This is a genomic window from Corynebacterium sp. S7 (genome assembly GCF_054401105.1).
On record NZ_CM136760.1, the window covers coordinates 2,833,932 to 2,850,023 of the forward strand.

General features: G+C 50.3%; 16 protein-coding genes. 9 read left to right on the plus strand and 7 right to left on the minus strand.

The features are described from left to right. Positions 1 to 3: 3 nt before the first annotated feature. On the minus strand, positions 4 to 309 hold the full coding sequence (locus ACXZ66_RS13400; RefSeq protein WP_458749425.1) for a cupin domain-containing protein: 306 nt from the start codon (positions 307 to 309) through the stop codon (positions 4 to 6). 125 nt (positions 310 to 434) lie between these two features. Here ACXZ66_RS13400 and ACXZ66_RS13405 point away from each other — a divergent pair, with 125 nt between their 5' ends. Continuing rightward, positions 435 to 1,556, plus strand: a complete 1,122-nt coding sequence (locus ACXZ66_RS13405; RefSeq protein ID WP_458751396.1) for an MFS transporter — start codon at positions 435 to 437, stop codon at positions 1,554 to 1,556. Positions 1,557 to 1,574: 18 nt separating this feature from the next. On the opposite strand, the gene ACXZ66_RS13410 is transcribed toward ACXZ66_RS13405, so the two are convergent. Together ACXZ66_RS13410 and ACXZ66_RS13415 are read right to left on the minus strand one after the other, a co-directional pair. Further along, entirely contained in the window at positions 1,575 to 1,826 is a 252-nt protein-coding gene (locus ACXZ66_RS13410) for a hypothetical protein (protein WP_458749426.1), read from the minus strand. Positions 1,827 to 2,353: 527 nt separating this feature from the next. Then, the gene (locus ACXZ66_RS13415; RefSeq protein ID WP_458749428.1) at positions 2,354 to 3,811 is read right to left on the minus strand and encodes an NAD(P)/FAD-dependent oxidoreductase; all 1,458 of its coding nucleotides are present in this window, start codon (positions 3,809 to 3,811) and stop codon (positions 2,354 to 2,356) included. A gap of 208 nt (positions 3,812 to 4,019) precedes the next feature. Between ACXZ66_RS13415 and ACXZ66_RS13420 the strand changes: the two genes are divergently transcribed. Further along, complete coding sequence (locus tag ACXZ66_RS13420; protein WP_458751398.1) at positions 4,020 to 4,169, plus strand: antitoxin VbhA family protein; 150 nt, start codon at positions 4,020 to 4,022, stop codon at positions 4,167 to 4,169. 238 nt (positions 4,170 to 4,407) lie between these two features. Here the strand turns inward: ACXZ66_RS13420 and ACXZ66_RS13425 are convergent, their stop codons facing one another. The 4 genes from ACXZ66_RS13425 to ACXZ66_RS13440 are packed head-to-tail and all read right to left on the minus strand — an operon-like array spanning position 4,408 to position 8,383. After that, positions 4,408 to 5,580: an acyl-CoA dehydrogenase family protein gene (locus ACXZ66_RS13425; protein WP_458749430.1), complete on the minus strand. Its 1,173-nt coding sequence runs from the start codon at positions 5,578 to 5,580 to the stop codon at positions 4,408 to 4,410. A gap of 2 nt (positions 5,581 to 5,582) precedes the next feature. Next, complete coding sequence (locus ACXZ66_RS13430) at positions 5,583 to 6,674, minus strand: ABC transporter substrate-binding protein (protein ID WP_458749432.1); 1,092 nt, start codon at positions 6,672 to 6,674, stop codon at positions 5,583 to 5,585. Positions 6,675 to 6,719: 45 nt separating this feature from the next. Next, entirely contained in the window at positions 6,720 to 7,577 is an 858-nt protein-coding gene (locus ACXZ66_RS13435; RefSeq protein WP_458749434.1) for an ABC transporter permease, read from the minus strand. A gap of 41 nt (positions 7,578 to 7,618) precedes the next feature. After that, a complete protein-coding gene (locus tag ACXZ66_RS13440; protein WP_458749436.1) occupies positions 7,619 to 8,383 on the minus strand; it encodes an ABC transporter ATP-binding protein in 765 nt (254 codons plus the stop codon). A 403-nt stretch (positions 8,384 to 8,786) separates the two neighbouring features. On the opposite strand from ACXZ66_RS13440, the gene ACXZ66_RS13445 reads away from it, so the two are divergent. Genes ACXZ66_RS13445 through ACXZ66_RS13475 form a run of 7 tightly spaced genes read left to right on the plus strand, consistent with a single transcriptional unit; the run spans position 8,787 to position 15,969 of the window. Further along, entirely contained in the window at positions 8,787 to 9,191 is a 405-nt protein-coding gene (locus ACXZ66_RS13445) for a Zn-ribbon domain-containing OB-fold protein (protein ID WP_458749438.1), read from the plus strand. Then, positions 9,184 to 10,338 carry an acetyl-CoA acetyltransferase gene (locus tag ACXZ66_RS13450; protein ID WP_458749439.1) on the plus strand — a complete coding sequence of 385 codons (1,155 nt, stop codon included), beginning with the start codon at positions 9,184 to 9,186 and terminating at the stop codon, positions 10,336 to 10,338. The genes ACXZ66_RS13445 and ACXZ66_RS13450 overlap by 8 nt, the downstream gene beginning before the upstream one ends. A 34-nt stretch (positions 10,339 to 10,372) precedes the next feature. Continuing rightward, positions 10,373 to 11,095, plus strand: a complete 723-nt coding sequence (locus ACXZ66_RS13455; RefSeq protein WP_458749441.1) for a 3-oxoacid CoA-transferase subunit A — start codon at positions 10,373 to 10,375, stop codon at positions 11,093 to 11,095. After that, positions 11,092 to 11,787, plus strand: coding sequence for a CoA-transferase (locus ACXZ66_RS13460; RefSeq protein WP_458749442.1), 696 nt, complete (start codon positions 11,092 to 11,094; stop codon positions 11,785 to 11,787). Before ACXZ66_RS13455 ends, ACXZ66_RS13460 begins: the two co-directional genes overlap by 4 nt. Beyond that, complete coding sequence (locus ACXZ66_RS13465) at positions 11,784 to 13,892, plus strand: 3-hydroxyacyl-CoA dehydrogenase NAD-binding domain-containing protein (RefSeq protein WP_458749444.1); 2,109 nt, start codon at positions 11,784 to 11,786, stop codon at positions 13,890 to 13,892. Before ACXZ66_RS13460 ends, ACXZ66_RS13465 begins: the two co-directional genes overlap by 4 nt. Before the next feature lie 36 nt (positions 13,893 to 13,928). Further along, complete coding sequence (locus tag ACXZ66_RS13470; protein ID WP_458749446.1) at positions 13,929 to 15,227, plus strand: CaiB/BaiF CoA transferase family protein; 1,299 nt, start codon at positions 13,929 to 13,931, stop codon at positions 15,225 to 15,227. After that, on the plus strand, positions 15,202 to 15,969 hold the full coding sequence (locus tag ACXZ66_RS13475) for an enoyl-CoA hydratase (RefSeq protein ID WP_458749447.1): 768 nt from the start codon (positions 15,202 to 15,204) through the stop codon (positions 15,967 to 15,969). Before ACXZ66_RS13470 ends, ACXZ66_RS13475 begins: the two co-directional genes overlap by 26 nt. Positions 15,970 to 16,092 lie beyond the last annotated feature (123 nt).

The window sequence follows — 16,092 nt, forward strand, 5'->3', positions numbered from 1 at the left end:
GCGCTAATCAACCACCGTGGTCAGCAGGAATACCGAATGCTCCAGCGCAGTGACAGTGCGACGTTGGTGGTTAGGCACAAAGAACTCGCCCTCCTGGACCTTGGTGTCTCCCACCGAAATCTCGCCCATGAGCAACAAGATCGATTCACACTTCGGCGCCTCATGCTCTGAGGTTTCCACCCCTTTGGCAAGGGCGATCGCCGTGTGGCGCAACACGCCCTCGTTAATGACTACTTTGGCCGCGCGGCCGTGTGGATGGTTGATGGCTTTGGCTAGAAGGTCACGAGCTTTTGCGTCAAGATTTTCCATGACCTCACTCTACTGCGATGTGAGCTATAACACACGGAGTTTTCTCCATTCGGCGGAAACTAGGTAATGGTCGTACCGTTAGGCGCGTGAATACCGCCAAGTTCCCGTACGTGCCACTCATTTCCATGAGTTTCGCCGCGTTCGTCTACGTCACCTTCGAAATGTTCGCCGTGGGCCTGATCACCCCGATGGCCCAAGATCTAGGCGTGACCGAAGGCCAAATCGGCCTGCTCATGACCGTCTATGCAGGCATCGTCGCGGTAGTGACCATCCCGCTGATGTACCACTCCCGCAGATTTAATCGAAAGCCATTGTTCATGGTCACGCTCGGGTTCTTGCTGGTGGGAATCATCCTGCAAGCCTCTGCATCGTCGTACGCCATGCTCGTTGTTGCCCGCGTCGTCGCGGCTCTCACCCACGGACTTTTCTGGTCGGTAGTCAATCCCATGGCAGCCCGCCTGGCACCCTATGGATCGGCGGGCAAAGCCATCGGTGTTGTCTCCATGGGATCGACCATGGCACTCGTCGTCGGCTCTCCGCTGGCCACTTTCGTCGGCGGCCACCTAGGGTGGCGCCAGGCCACGTGGTTGCTGGGAGTGTTGGTCATCGTCGCTTTTATCTCCCTGCTTTTCAGCTTGCCGACGATGCCCGCCGTGGAGACAGGCGCCCACCAAATGGGTTCGGCAAAGCGCAGTGCACTGCCTTCGTTGGTGATTTATTTGACGCTCATAGTCACCGCAGCTTTTGCCGCCTACACCTACCTAGGCCTTATCGTTGAGATCACGTCCGGCCCAGAACTCGTCGCTATTGGCTTAGCAGCCTTCGGTGGCTTCGGCGTGATCGGCGTGCTGCTAGCAACGCGACTTGTGGACAGGCGCATGCTTCGTCTCAACGCTTTTGTCGCAGTCATGCTGGTGCTCGCCTCTGGCCTGGGCATTCTTGCCTTCCGCGCGGACATGCCTGCCTCGGTGGCGCTGATCTTCCTCATGATCGCCGTCTTCGGCATCGGCTACGGCGCACTGCCGACCGTGGCCACCACCATCTTCTTGCATGCTGGCCGCTCGAACCAGGATCGCGCCTCGTCCATTTACGTGGTGACCTACCAGGTGGGCATTGCCGCTGGTTCCGCTCTGGGTTCCGTGGTTGTCGATGCTGGCCATGTGTCCGGCACCCTCGTGCTCATGGGAGTGCTCGCAGCAGTTGCGGGCGCAACCCTGGCACTGTGGTCACGCCCGCTGCTGCGCTAGCTCGTCGTTAAGCGTAAATTATGCGTGACAACCGCGGGTATCGAACAGGTTGCACTGTTCGAATCCAAGAAGCGACGGCACCATCGCCGACAGGATGATCGGCGCCCAGAACAGGCCTGTGATCAGTGACCATGCTGCGGCAACCGGATCCTCGACCAACGCCGATGAGTTACTTGCTGCGGATTGAACAAGAGCGTTCGCCGGGGCGGGCGCCGATACACCCAACGTGAGGGTAGCTGCGACGGTGAGGGCCGCGATCTTCTTCCGCATAGGAGTCTCCTTCATCTGGTGGCTTCGTGTTATAGCTGGGTACTGTATTCCGCTGATGCTACGGGAGCCAGCAAACTATGTCACTAGACAAAATCATCTAAGTAGATCGAAAAACCTCGACAACCCGCACAATCGCTTAGTTAACGGTTGGATAAATTGTTGGCAGTGATCCAACCAGCATCATTTTGTATCCCACAAGATACTTTTAATTGTTGCGGAGCTAAAAGTTCTCAAACTAAAGACGATGACAAAGCAAATACTCACCTAATACAAGCCAAGAAATTTGGCCTTTGGAATTGAAAATTGAGAAATGGGACCCGAGCGACAACCTCGACACCGAAAGGGAAAACCTTCATTCCAAACAATTGCCAAGGCTTTCAATGCCTTGGGCGGGCACTAGGTAATCGTGCACCGCCAAAGCGCCTGCGTAATTGCTCCGCCCGCACCTCAGCGACCTACTCAATGGAGTTCTTGAATGTTTTTGGGGCGGGAGCTCGTCGTAAAGCGAAATGCGAAACGGTTGAACTTTAGATGGAAAGCTTCGAACCGTCGTGGAAGCGACTAAAACGGAAAGATGTCGGGTCGATGGAAGGCTGCTTGCCTGCGACGATCTGTGCCATGAGGCGACCGCCAGCCGGGCCGAGCGAAAAGCCTTCGCCGGCGTATCCGCTGTTGACGTAGAGGCCGGGGATGTCGTGAATTGCGTCGATGACTGGGAGGGAATCGGGAAGCGCGTCCATGCTGCCACCCCACCTCTCGATGACCTTGGCGTTCTTGGTGTCGGGGAAGACCTCCTCGATCGCCGTGAACACCTTCTTATGACCAGCGGGAATGTGGCGGCTGGTGAGCATGCGCACGCGCTCGAACTCGGTGACTTCATCATTGCGCCAATGGCGCTTGCGCTTGAGTGAATTGATGAGATCAGAACCAATCGAAATGCGCAGCGGGACATTCAGCGGGTCCTTAAGTAGCTCGGTGAGTGAGCCCATGAATGCGGGAAGCACCTTGAAACTATTGATCTCCACGGGGATGACATGTTGGAGGGTACCGATGGACACCGTGCCTGGGAGCTCATCGCGCCAGAAGATGTCGCCGCCCAGCGCCGCGCCCGGACCTGCTTTCGCGTCGCTGAAGCGCAGGATTGACGACGCGATGTTCTGCTGTGGCAGGTTAATGCCAAGGTTGTTCAAGAAATAGCTGGTCCAGGAACCGCCTGCGAGAACGACCTTCTTCGTGCGGATGCTGCCATGTTCAGTGACAACTTTGTCTATCGCTTTGCCTGCGTACTCGAAACCGCGGACCGCAGTGCGCTCGAAGATTTTCACGCCTTCTTGGCGAGCTCCCTTGGCAATCAGCGGGACGGCGTGGGAGGGCTCGGCCATCCCGTCGCTTGGTTGATAGAGTGCTCCCGCGAACATCTTGCCCGTGCCAGGAACCTTCTTTTCCAGTTCTTCTCTGTTGAGGATCTGAGCGTCGATGGTTGGGGCTTTTTCTTTCGCCATGGAAAGCCACTCGCGGTGCTGATTGAGATCTTGTTCCGTGGGAGCGAGGGTGAAATTACCGGTGCGACGGGCGGTGACATCAAAGCCAAAGCGATCTGCGAATCCAAACCATTGCTCCTTGGCCTGTTCCGCCATGTGCAGAAGGTCTTCAGCGAGAGCATTGGAATAGACCCAGCCGAAATTGCGGCTAGATGCCTCGTTGCCGACGTTGCCCTTTTCGAAAACGACCGTTTTCAGGCCGAGTTCGTTGAGGTAAAGCGCGGTGGAGATTCCGGAGATGCCGCCACCAATAACGACGACATCTGCTTCCTCTGGAATTTCAGAGATAGGGCCGGTTTCAATGTGGATCGCCCTCGACGTCTCCGATTGGGTGTACCAGGGATTCCTACCGGCGATGAGGAGTCCCGCCGTAAGTCCGGCGGCTGCTCCCCCGAGTACCGTCAAGAGGGAGCTGGAATTGATTTTTGATTTTCGGATAGCCACAGTGACCTCCATTGTGTGAGCCGATGCTCTTGGTAGTCTTTGAAAAGCATCGACTCGAAGAAACATTCGTCCACACGCCACCAGTTCCGCTGGCGTCGCGTGGACCGGACCTCACAGGTGTCCCAGCGTGACATTATACAAAGAGGTATGGGGTGTGGGTGATATGCCGGAAAGGTAACGGATTATGTACTCCCACGGTCAAAGAGCTATGTGGGCCGATCAAGCGAAGCATTCTCTGTCCCTTGAAGGCCTTAGAGCGAGCAAAGAATTCAACAGCGACACTGATTCTTACATCGCTGGAGAAATTAGTGCTGACCAACTAGTCGAGAAAACTCGTGCACGATTCGGTCTTTTGTAAAACAAGTGCCGGTTCGAGATACCTAACTAACAACGGGATCACGGATCTTCCAAAAAGTAGTTTGGATTAACTCAGCAGAACAGGAAAACCCTTTGCAGGTAGAAAGTCTAAAGGCGGCAAAAATTATCTAGGCCAGGAGAATTAAAGACCAAGCAGCACGCGTTCCATTGGTACACATTAAAAATAGGATGGCCCGACCAGAAGTTCCTGGTCGGGCCCCTTGTTAGCTTCTGAAACCTTATTTGAATGCTGAAATTCCGGTCAGGTCACGGCCCAGAATTAACGATTGCATAAACTCAGTGCCTTCGTATGTATGCACGACTTCCATGTCAGTCATATGACGAGCAACATCGTTTTCTAGCAGAAGACCATTTCCTCCTAGAAGTTCTTTTGCCGCCGCGCAAATATCGAGGCCCTTCCTGGCAGTGTGAAGTTTCGCAAGCGACGCCATTTCAACGGTCCATTCGCCTGACTCCTGCAAGACTGCCATTCGATGGCAAATTAATTGCATTGATGTTAGTTCTGTAAGCATCCACGCTAGCTTGTTCTGTACCAGCTGGAAACTACCGATCGGCTTTCCAAACTGATTCCTAGTTTTGGAGTATTCCGTTGCAATTTCCAGACAAGCTTCCGCATGCCCAACGGCTTCCCAAGAAACCCCTCCTCGAGTTCGAGCGAGAACGCGGTTCACATCTCGAAACGAATTAGCTCCAGGCAATCGATTCTCCTCAGGAACCCGGACATCCTTTAACTGAATATCTGGCTGCAGGATAGCGCGTTTACCAACTTTTCCAGTAATGACTTGAGCTGTAAAACCACTTACATACTCGCCCCTGTTTGGTTGTTCAATTACGAAAGCTTTCACCTTCGAATCAGCCGTGTCACGGGCCCAAACGATTACAAGATCTGCCCATGAAGCATTACCAATCCAACGCTTCTCGCCGTTAAGAATCCAAACGTCGCCATCTCGCGTTGCAGTTGTTTCAAGTGCAACTGAATCTGAACCGTGTTCTGGCTCAGTTAGAGCCCAGGAACCGATCTTTTCGAGCTTTAAGAGATCAGGGAGCCAGCGTTGCTTTTGCTCTTCGCTGGCGAGCAAATTGATAGTACCGATAGTAAGCCCCGACTGAACTCCGAAGAATGCATTCACAGAACCGTCGCCTCGCGAAAGCTCTCGAGTCACGAGACCTGTCGCGAGCGGGGAGAGTCCCGGACCACCGTATTCATCAACTGCTCCGCCTACAACACCCAGCTCCGCCAGCGGCTCGAGCAACTCATACGGGAACTCTGCCCGTTCCCAATAGTCATTAATAACAGGATCCACATAGGTGTCGACGAATTCACGTACCTTTTGTACGATTTTCTGCTCTTCCTCTGGGATCAGATTTTCCAGTAAGTAGTAATCGTGCACTGTTATCCCTCTTTCCATTCGTCGGCTTGCTTCTTCACGGCTGCCTCGTCGAACTCACTTGCTTTTTTGGTGATCGACATATCTGCGGTACCCATGGCATCAACGTTGCCCTCAACGAGCTTGTACTTAGTAAAGAAATCCGCTGCGGATTGAATATTCTTGTCGTTTAGGTACCCCCAGATTCCATCATCACCAGGGGATCCTCGACCTGCCCATGCATTTTTTGTAACCTCAACTGAGTTTGCGAGCTCAGCATCAAAATTCTCTGCCGAAGGCCGCTGGTCAGGGTGGGCCTTCCAATAAAGTTGGACTGCCGCCTCTGGATTCTGGTTTCCGAAAACATAGCCTTGGTACGTTCCTCGAAGGAACTTTTCAATTGCCTCTGGTTTTTCTTCCAGTGTCTTTGCTTTAACTACATAGGCAAGTGAACCCTTTACCTCATCGAGCGGCGAAGGGAGCGGGCGCAGTCCTTTGGATGTAAGCGAGCTAACGATATCGAGAGGACCATCATATGATGAGTATGCAGAAACCCGATTGGATTCAATCGCCTCAGTGGCCTGCGTTCCGTTGCCAATTGGCAGCCATTGAACATCGGCTTCAGGATCCATCCCAGAGGAAGCAACAATCGCTTGACCATATTGATAACTTCCCGATGTCATCGAAATTACACCGATGTCCGTACCTTTCAATTGTTCAACGGAAGTAATGTTACTTTCTTCGGGAACTGCGATTCGCCAAGGGTTGTGTGGCGTATAGGAAACAATTCTCAGTTCAGGATTCGCAAGCGCAGCGGAATAGGTTGTGTTAGTGCCCGAGACGGCGATGTCGGCGCTCCCACCTAACACTGACTGCAGGGCCGCTGATGAGCCTTGGGAATAGACAGTTTTGACATCAAGTCCTTGTTCAGTCCAATAACCCATTTCGTCTGGGACGGAAGTGTACGGGGCCATTGAAATCTGGGGGTTTGCCGAGCCTACGTCATAGACGATCGACTGATTCGCCTCATTTGACCCAGCGCTGCTGCAAGAGGACAATGCAAGGCCAGCGGCTCCAATTAAAGCAACTAGAACACTTGAAGTTTTAGTAAAGTTCATTTCTCATACCTTTAAATTAGCGGGTGTAAGGAAGGGAGCACCGAATTACCGTGGCGCAATGCTCGGAGGAAGAATTCTGCGAATCCCCTGAGCCAGAGACTTAAGAACAATTCCAAGAATTGCTAAGAGAATTAGTACTCCGTACATCGATGCAGAATCTCCAAAGGATTGCCGTTCAACCAGCAAGTATCCAAGACCTTGTTGTGCACCGACCAGTTCCGCAGCTACGGCACCAAGGAGCGCCATAACAACTGCCACGTCAAGCGATGGAAAAACATATGACATGGCGTTAGGTAGCCGAAGGTATCGAAGTTCTTGAAGCTTGTTGGCTTGCGTCGCCTGCATGAGTTTGTACTCGTCTGGGTTTACATTTGTAAATCCCGCAATTGCGGCGGACATCACCGGAAAGTATGCCATCAGTGCAGCGATAATGATTTTAGGCTCGGGTCCGTAACCGATCGCGACGATTAGCAATGGTGCGATAGCGACCTTAGGCAATGATTGAATTGCAATTACAAGCGGATAAAAAGCCTGGTAGACAGTACCAAGGAACGCAAAAATAGCTCCAATCACTAGGCCGGAGATTACTCCAATTGCAAAGCCCGCAACCATCTCATAAAGGGTCATCCCAATATGGGGCCACCATAATCCACCGAATAACCCTCGGCTAAGGGACTGCCAAACATCTCCGGGCGATGGCACCAAAAGTGGGCTGACCATATCTCGACTTGTAATTACATACCAAACCACCAAAAGCACTGCAAAAACCAGAAGTGGATTTACATACTGCTTCCATACATTCTTCAGTTGGACATTTCGATTACTAGATTTCTTTGGTTTTGGTTCAGGAACGTCTGCGACGATCATTTCTTCATGAGGGGGTGGGCTTGTTTGCGTTGACACTGTTCGGGAGCTCCTAATAGAGACTTGATTCGTAGTCATGATCACTGTCCAGGATTAATTTGAAGTCGCACATTTGCTGTAATTTCATAAAACTTTGGATCTGTGCGAAGCGAAGGCAGCCGAGGCCGTTCAAGGGGGACTTCAACAATATTCTCGAGCTTTCCTGGTCGCGCGCTCATCACCCCAATTCGATCAGACAAATAAACCGCTTCGGATATGTTGTGAGTTACGAAGATCACCGTTTTAGGACTCTCTCTCCAAAGACGTAGGAGTTCATCTTGAAGTGTCTCGCGTGTAAATTCGTCAAGTGCCGAAAAGGGTTCGTCCATCAGCAAGATTTTGGGGTCCGCTACGAGTGAACGGACGATGGCCGCGCGTTGCTGCATACCTCCAGAGAGTTCTTGAGGATAACGGTCGATCGTGTGAGAAAGACCAACCATCTCCAGGAGATGTTCAGCATGCTGGCGAGTCTCTTTCGTCGCCGTACCTGCAATCTTTGAAGGCAGCAGGACATTATCCATAATCGTGAGCCAACGAAGTAGAGTTGCATGTTGGAATACAATGCCGGTTGAACGCTGCGGCTTCTTAATCTGCTTGTCACCAATCAGAATTTCCCCTGTCGAAGACGGGAGTAGACCTGCAACCATATTAAGTAGCGTGGACTTACCGCAGCCGCTCGGCCCAACCAGCGAAAAGAACTCCCCGGGTTTAAGCTCGAGATCTGTGGTCGTTAGGGCCAAGACAGGCTCAGCATTTGAAGATTCATATGTTTTTGACACGTTCCGGATGTCAATTCCGACAACCATGCTTCGGCCTCCTTATGTTTAGATTTCGATTGCAATCCGCGTTTCAGGGCAATCAATTTGCCACAGAAGGAATGCGGGACATTTTGGACAACCTTCAAGTGTTTTCAGCCACTAGCAATTTCATAATGTGACTTGTTGCACTTTTTGGTTTCCTTGATGCTATGCCCACGCGCCACCGGTAGTCCATTTTAAAAAATCGAACGAAGCCTTTGATGGATGGAAAAACCACAGCTCACGGCACTTTCCGCACGAGAATGAGTGGGTGTTCATAAAATTTTGAAACCCTCTTCGAATTCTTGTGATGGATATCACTGGGGGGCCATGTTTATGTTTAAGTCATTCCCAAATTCTTGAGTAATCAAATTTGAGAGAACCTAACGACTGATAAGCAGACAGGAAAGCCATGGAACTAAAGCCATTTTCAGAGGGCGGTGTAGATAACCGCTACTTTGAATTCTTAAAGAAGGGTCTTTTTCGCATTCCATTATGCGGAAGATGTGGAAAATACCATTTTTATCCAAGAATCATTTGTCCTGAGTGCGGGTCGATGGAACTGACATGGGCCGAGCCCACAGGCAGAGGAACAGTCTATTCCACAACGACTGTCAGAAAAGAAAGTGGCGATTACAACGTCGCACTTGTGGATTTGGATGAAGGTCCTCGATTGATGTCCCGCGTAAACAACATCGAACCTGATCTGGTCTTTATCGGGCAAAAAGTTCAAGCAGCTATTGATTCTGATGGTGAGTCACCATTGTTGGTCTTTTTCGCTGCCCCACAAAGCTTTGATGGGGTTCAAAATGGTTAAAGCATCTGGCAAAATCAGCATTCTTGGAACAGGTCTGGCAGGTCTAGGACACGCTGGGGGCTTGAGCGAACAAGACATTATTGCCCAGGCAGCACAAAAAGCAATCGCAGAGAGTGGCCTGGAGCTACACGAAGTGGACGGCATTATTACTTCAAGTCTCACTTCCCCGTGGTGGACGATGAGGATTGCCGAGTATCTTGGCATCACACCCAAGTTCTCAGATACGTCGATGTTCGGTGGCTCGTCTTTTATCGCAGATCTTGAGATTGCTCGGTTGGCGATTAATGAAGGTCTTTGTGAGAATGTCCTAATTTGTTACGGAGCTACTCCACGCAGTTCACCAAGTAGTTCCCAAACCAATAACCTCAGAGCACAACTTGATCCACAAGTTTATGAGCATCCATACAAACCATTCAATCCCGTTTCAAGTTACGCCCTTGCTGCCCAAAGGCACATGTACGAATTTGGAACGACTCGAGAGCAACTAGCCGAAGTAGCAGTTGCTGCAAGGAAATGGGCTCAACTCAATCCTGACGCATTCAGGCGCGAAGACTTAACAATTGAAGACGTCATTTCCTCGAAGATGATCTCCGACCCATTAAGTGTTTTAGATTGCTGCTTAGTTACTGATGGTGCTGCCGCATTTATTGTAACCAGCTCTAAGTCCGCGCAGAAAAATACTTTGCCCCAAATTGAAGTTCTGGGTGTTGGGCACAACCATACTCACCGACAAATCTCTGAGATGCCAGATTTGACGGTCACTCCAGCAAGAGAATCTGGGCGACAGGCGTTTGCGAAAGCCCAGGTAACACCTGACGAGGTCGACTTCGTCGAACTATACGACGCGTTCACCATTACCCCAATCCTTTTTCTTGAGGATCTTGGATTTTGCGATAAAGGTGAAGGTGGCTCCTTCGTCGAAGATGGAAGAACCGCCCCCGGCGGCGAACTGCCGATGAACACTAACGGCGGAGGTCTGTCTTGTGTACATCCTGGAATGTATAGTGCTTTCCTCGTCGTGGAAGCTGTCGCTCAATTGCGTGGTACTGCCGGGGAACGCCAGCTTTCAAATGCAGAAATAGGACTCGTGCACGGTAACGGCGGAGTGCTCTCAAGTGAGGCAACCGCGATTCTAGCGCGTGTCTAAACACTCGACTAAGCCACTTAAAAAGGACCAAGTGATGATAAACAAGTTTGTCAGTTCTTTAGATGAAGCAGTGAGCGGAATTTTTGACGGAGCGACAATTTACGTAAGTGGTTTTGGTCTGGCCGGCCAACCCAATCAGCTCCTCGAAGCTCTAATCCGTCAAGGGGCAACGGATCTAACGATCATATGCAATAACGGAGGGACTGGTGATGAGGGTCTCGCTTCGCTTATCGCACATGGTCGGGTAAAGAAGTTGATCGCATCTTATCCGAGAGGCGCGGATGCCCAAGCATTCGAAACTGCCTATGCGAACGGAACTCTGGAATTTGAGTGTGTCCCTCAGGGCACTCTCGCAGAACGAATCCGGTCGGCTGGGGCGGGGATTGGTGGTTTTTTTACCCCAACTGCTTTCGGCACACCGCTCGCGGAGGGAAAGGAAGTCCGGAGACTCGGTGGCAAGGACATGGTGTTCGAAATTGCTCTACCTGCTGATTTCGCATTGGTACAAGCAAAGACCAGCGATCCCTGGGGCAACCTTGTTTACGAACAAGCAGGTAGAAATTTCGGCCCGATCATGTGCATGGGTGCGACGACGACGATTGTCGAGGTTTCAAACCGAAAAGCATTGGGGGAGATCGACCCAGAAGTGATAGTGACTCCAGGAATATTCACCGACATTATTGCTGTCGCTGAGGACACTAATCCGGTGAACGATCTCAATCCAGCAAAGAATCGAGAAGGAGAGTCCGAAAAATGAAAAAACTAAGTAAAGCGGGAATCGTTTCGAAGGCAGTTCGCGATATCCCCTCGGGATCCTATGTGAATCTAGGTATCGGGATGCCCGTGATGGCTCTCGACTGTTGGGCTGGAAGCGACAACGTCATCATCCATAGTGAAAATGGGATTCTTGGAATGCGGCGGTTGGAAGACAATGAATCACCATCACGCAATCTCATAAGCGCCGCGAAAAACCCGGTTGGCGTTGTGCCTGGAGCTGCATTCTTTCACCATTCTGATTCTTTCGCCATGATGCGCGGCGGCCACATTGACTACTCAATCCTGGGTGCTTATGAGGTATCAACCAACGGCGACTTAGCAAACTGGAGTTTAGATCGGCCTGGTGTTGCGGCAGCTGTCGGTGGCGCTATGGATCTTGCTGTCGGCGCCAAAAACGTATGGGTGGTCATGGAACATGTATCTCAAAAAGGTCTACCACGACTAGTAGAGAACTGCACTCTTCCACTAACGGGACCTGCATGTATTTCTCGGATTTACACAGATCTCGCGACAATTGCCATCACCGAAGTTGGATTTTCAGTACTTGAATTAACAGAAGGCGTAACTCCTGACTATTTGCAGTCAGTTACAGCAGCACCACTGGATTTCTCATCACTTTCGAAAGACGAGTCCGAAGAATCAAAAATTCGGGAATTCAAGGAGCAAAAATGAGTATTGAACCTGTCACCACTTCGACTTCAATTGAGGAAGTGGTCAAGTACCAAATCCAAGGTGAAGTCGCGATAATCGAAATCAATAATCCTCCAGTTAATAGCATCGGTTGGGAGGTCAGAAAAGGTATCTATGATGCAATCAACACAGCTCAAGGGGACGATGTCTCTGCGATTGTCATAGCAGGTTCGGGTCGCGCATTCGGTGCTGGTGCTGACATTAACCAATTCAATACCCCAGCTGTAAATGCGGAGCCTACAACACGCCAAATAATCCAACTCATTTCCACTTCTCGGGTCCCAGTAGTCTCTTCAATTCACGGCTTTGCATTGGGAGGAAGTTTCGAGCTTGCGCTCGGATGTCACTACCGATTAATGGAAAGAAATGCCTCTATTGGTCTTCCAGAAGTAGGAATCGGAATTATTCCAGGAGGCGGAGGCACCCAACGTCTTCCACGGATCGCAGGAGTATCGGCTGCGCTAGACATTATCACGTCCGGACGCCGCGTCTCTGCGGATGAAGCTCTGGATCTTGGCGTTGTCGACGAAGTTTTTAGCGGCAATCCTGTCGACGCTGGCATCGCTTTCGTACACTCACTTTCTTACGAAAGTCACCCACACCCAGACCGCATTGAATCCCCGGCACACGATGAGGAAGTATTTCAGGCATTCCGAAAAAAAATTCGCTCAAAAGCTCCGAATCGTCTCGCAATGTTGGCAGCAATTGATGCGATTGAGTTCTCCACTCAAGCGATGCTTTCAGACGGACTGAACAAGGAACGAGCCATCTTTTCCGAATTAGTTGAAAGCCCTGAGTCAAAGGCCCTCAGATATCAATTTGCTGCCGAAAGAGCTGCCAGCAAAATTAAGAACCTTTCTAATGACATTGAGCTGCGCCAGATTGAAGAGGTTGCGGTTATCGGAGCCGGGACCATGGGGAGCGGAATTGCAATGGCAGTTGCCAATTCAGGTACAAAAGTAACTTTGATCGATGTTAATCGTGAAGGCCTAGAACGCGGACAATCGATGATTAACGAGAATTACCAAATCTCGATAACACGTGGGAAACTTTCCCAAAGTGAAGTGGATGAACGTCTTGGTCTCATTAATTATGGTCACGCGTTGCGCCATGCAGGCTCTGCTGACTTGATTATTGAAGCAGTATTCGAAGACATGGATGTAAAAAAACAAGTGTTCGGTGAGCTCGAAAAATTCAGTAAGCCTCGAGCGATTCTTGCAACCAACACTTCAAGGCTTGACGTAAATGAAATCGCCCAATCCACTTCTCGCCCGTGTGACGTCGTTGGAACACACTTTTTTAGTCCCGCAAACGTGATGAGACTTCTGGAAGTTGTTCGAGCTGACAGTACGTCGCAAGAGGTCCTGGCTACCATTCTGGCCTTTGCAAAACGCATTTCGAAAGTGCCCGTTGTAGTAGGGGTATGCGAGGGTTTTGTCGGAAACCGGATGTTAACCCCCTATTGGCGTGAAGCTTGGTTCCTACTTGAAGAAGGAGCTTCCCCCTCTGAAGTTGATTTAGCATTGGAGAATTTTGGAATGGCAATGGGGCCTCTTGCAACGGCTGACTTAGCCGGCCTCGATATCAATTGGGCGACCCGAAAAAGGCTTGAGCCTACTAGGAATAAAGATCTTCGGTACCCACTAGTAGCGGATCGAATCTGCGAAGCAGGACGTTTCGGCCGCAAAACGAAAGCTGGATACTACAAGTACGAAGATGGAAGCCGACAGCGCATTGACGACCACGACGCTTTAATAATCATCGAAGATACGTCGGACGAGCTTGGCATCCAACGTCGAATGATCGATCCAGATGAGATCGTCGAGCGTTGCATTCTAGCCCTCGTGAATGAAGGCGCTCAAATTCTCGAAGACGGAATTGTCCAACGAGCTTCGGATATCGATGTTGTTTACGTCAATGGATATGGGTTTCCAGCATACTTGGGCGGACCGATGTACTACGCGGAGCAGCAGGGCTTACCGAATGTTCTCGCCAAGATTGAGAATTTACACCGCATTCACGGCGAACATTGGAAACCCGCACCGCTTTTGAAAAAGTTGGTTTCAGAAGGAAAAACGCAATTTTAATCCCCTGCAATGGAACCATGAAGAAATGGAAAACTTATGTTGGACCAGTCACTTAAGGGAATCAAGGTACTTGATCTCTCTCGCATTATGGCAGGACCATGGTGCACCCAAAACCTAGCGGACCTAGGGGCGGACGTTCTAAAGGTAGAAAACACTGGACGCGGGGATGACACCCGTGGTTGGGGTGCTCCTTACTTAGAAGGGACCTCGGAACGTGACGGCTTCTCTTCGTATTTTACCAGCGCTAATCGAGGAAAAAGGTCACTTTCAATAGACTTCGCGGACCCCGAGGGGGCGAAAATAGTCCAACAACTGGTTTCGGAAGCCGATATCGTCGTAGAAAATTTCAAGGCTGGAACCCTGGCGCGTTATGGACTTTCTTACGATCAACTTGTTCAATCAAATTCTGAATTGATTTACATTTCGATTACCGGATTCGGACAGAATGGTCCACTTTCTACTCAGCCTGGATACGACTATGTATTCCAAGGCATGGGGGGCTTAATGAGCTATACGGGCCTGCCAGACGGTCAACCCGGAGCAATGCCTTTGCGCGCAGGCATTCCCATTATTGATATTTCAACTGGGATGTACGCTACGGCAGCAGTATTAGCGGCCCTTTTCCAACGAACCACTACCGGGAAAGGCCAATACATCGACATCGCGCTTCTCGATGTAGCTGTAGCTTTAAACGCAAACCAAGGCGCCAATTATTTGCTCTCCAATGAAAATCCAAAGCGCAGCGGTAATGTGCACCCTAATTGTGCGCCTTATGAAGTGTTTGAGACTGCTGATGGATTCATCATTTTGGCTATTGGTAATGATGCACAGTTTCGAAAGTTTTGCGCCACTACCAACTACCCTGAGCTCGAAAGCGATCCACGCTTTCTGACCAATAGTCAACGGCTTAGTGGGATGAGCGAACTCAGACCAATTCTTCGTGAAATCATGAAGAGAAAGACCAATAGTCAGTGGCAAGCAGATCTAGACGCAGCCGGTGTGGCGTGGGGCCCAATTAATAACCTGTCGGAAGTATTCGAGAATCCCCAGGTCAAGCATCGCCAACTACGCGTCGACGTAGTACACCCTGAGCATGGGCGAATTCCGATTGTTCGTAATCCACTGACTGCGGCGCATCCTGATGCCATTCCTACGCAAGCTCCACCAGCTAAGGGCGAGCACTCGAGACTCATCCTGTCCCAACTGGGAATTCCAGCAGACGAAATACAAGGATTGTTCGACTCAGGAATTGTTGCTGAGTATGAGCGTGAAAGCCCCCAAGACATCTACAAACAAGGGAGTCAAATTCATGACCACATCCATTCGACACGTTGAAATCAGCGTTGAATCTGAGATTGCAACCGTAACTTTGATCAATGCAAAAACAATGAACATCCTAAATACTTCGGCGATGAATCAACTAATTGATTCCTTCCAGCAGCTTGGTTCCCGACGGGATGTTCGAGTTATTATTCTGCGAGGATCTGGCGATAAAGCCTTCTTGGGCGGTGCGGATATCAATGAAATGGTTAATCTTAATGAAGAATCTGCGCGTGATTTCATGAGTACTCTCCTCGAAGTTGGCGAAACTATTCGATCTGTTCCTCAGCCAGTTATTGCAAGAATGTCTGGTTGGACCTTAGGCGGGGGAACTGAGGTAGCAGTAGCTTGTGATTTCAGAATCGCAAGCTCCGACGCCAAAATCGGAATGCCGGAGGTGGCGGTCGGAATACCATCTGTACTTCAATCTGCGCTCATTCCAAGGCTTATCGGAAGAGGCAGGGCTACCCAGTTACTTATGATCCCGGATCCTATTGATGCAACAACAGCTCTAGAGTGGGGTCTAATTAACGCCCAAGTTGAAGCAGAAGAATTGGATTTAACTATTACACAGTGGTCCGAAAGACTAAAAAGTATTGGATCCCAGGTTCTCGCCCAACAAAAGGAACTGATGAACAACTGGGAGAATCAGCCCCTGTCATCCGCGATGGAAGACAGCATCGGCTATTTCTGCGATGCATATAGTACGGGTGAGCCACAGCGGCTTATGGAAGATTTTGTTAATCGCAAACGGTAATGCGGTGGGGCAGTATATTTTCATGTTTTCGCCCCACCTAAGCCATTCAATTAATGAAGGATTGCAAATCCACCGTCCAAATTGATCGAAATTGAACATCCCGTCTTATGTACGACTTGATCT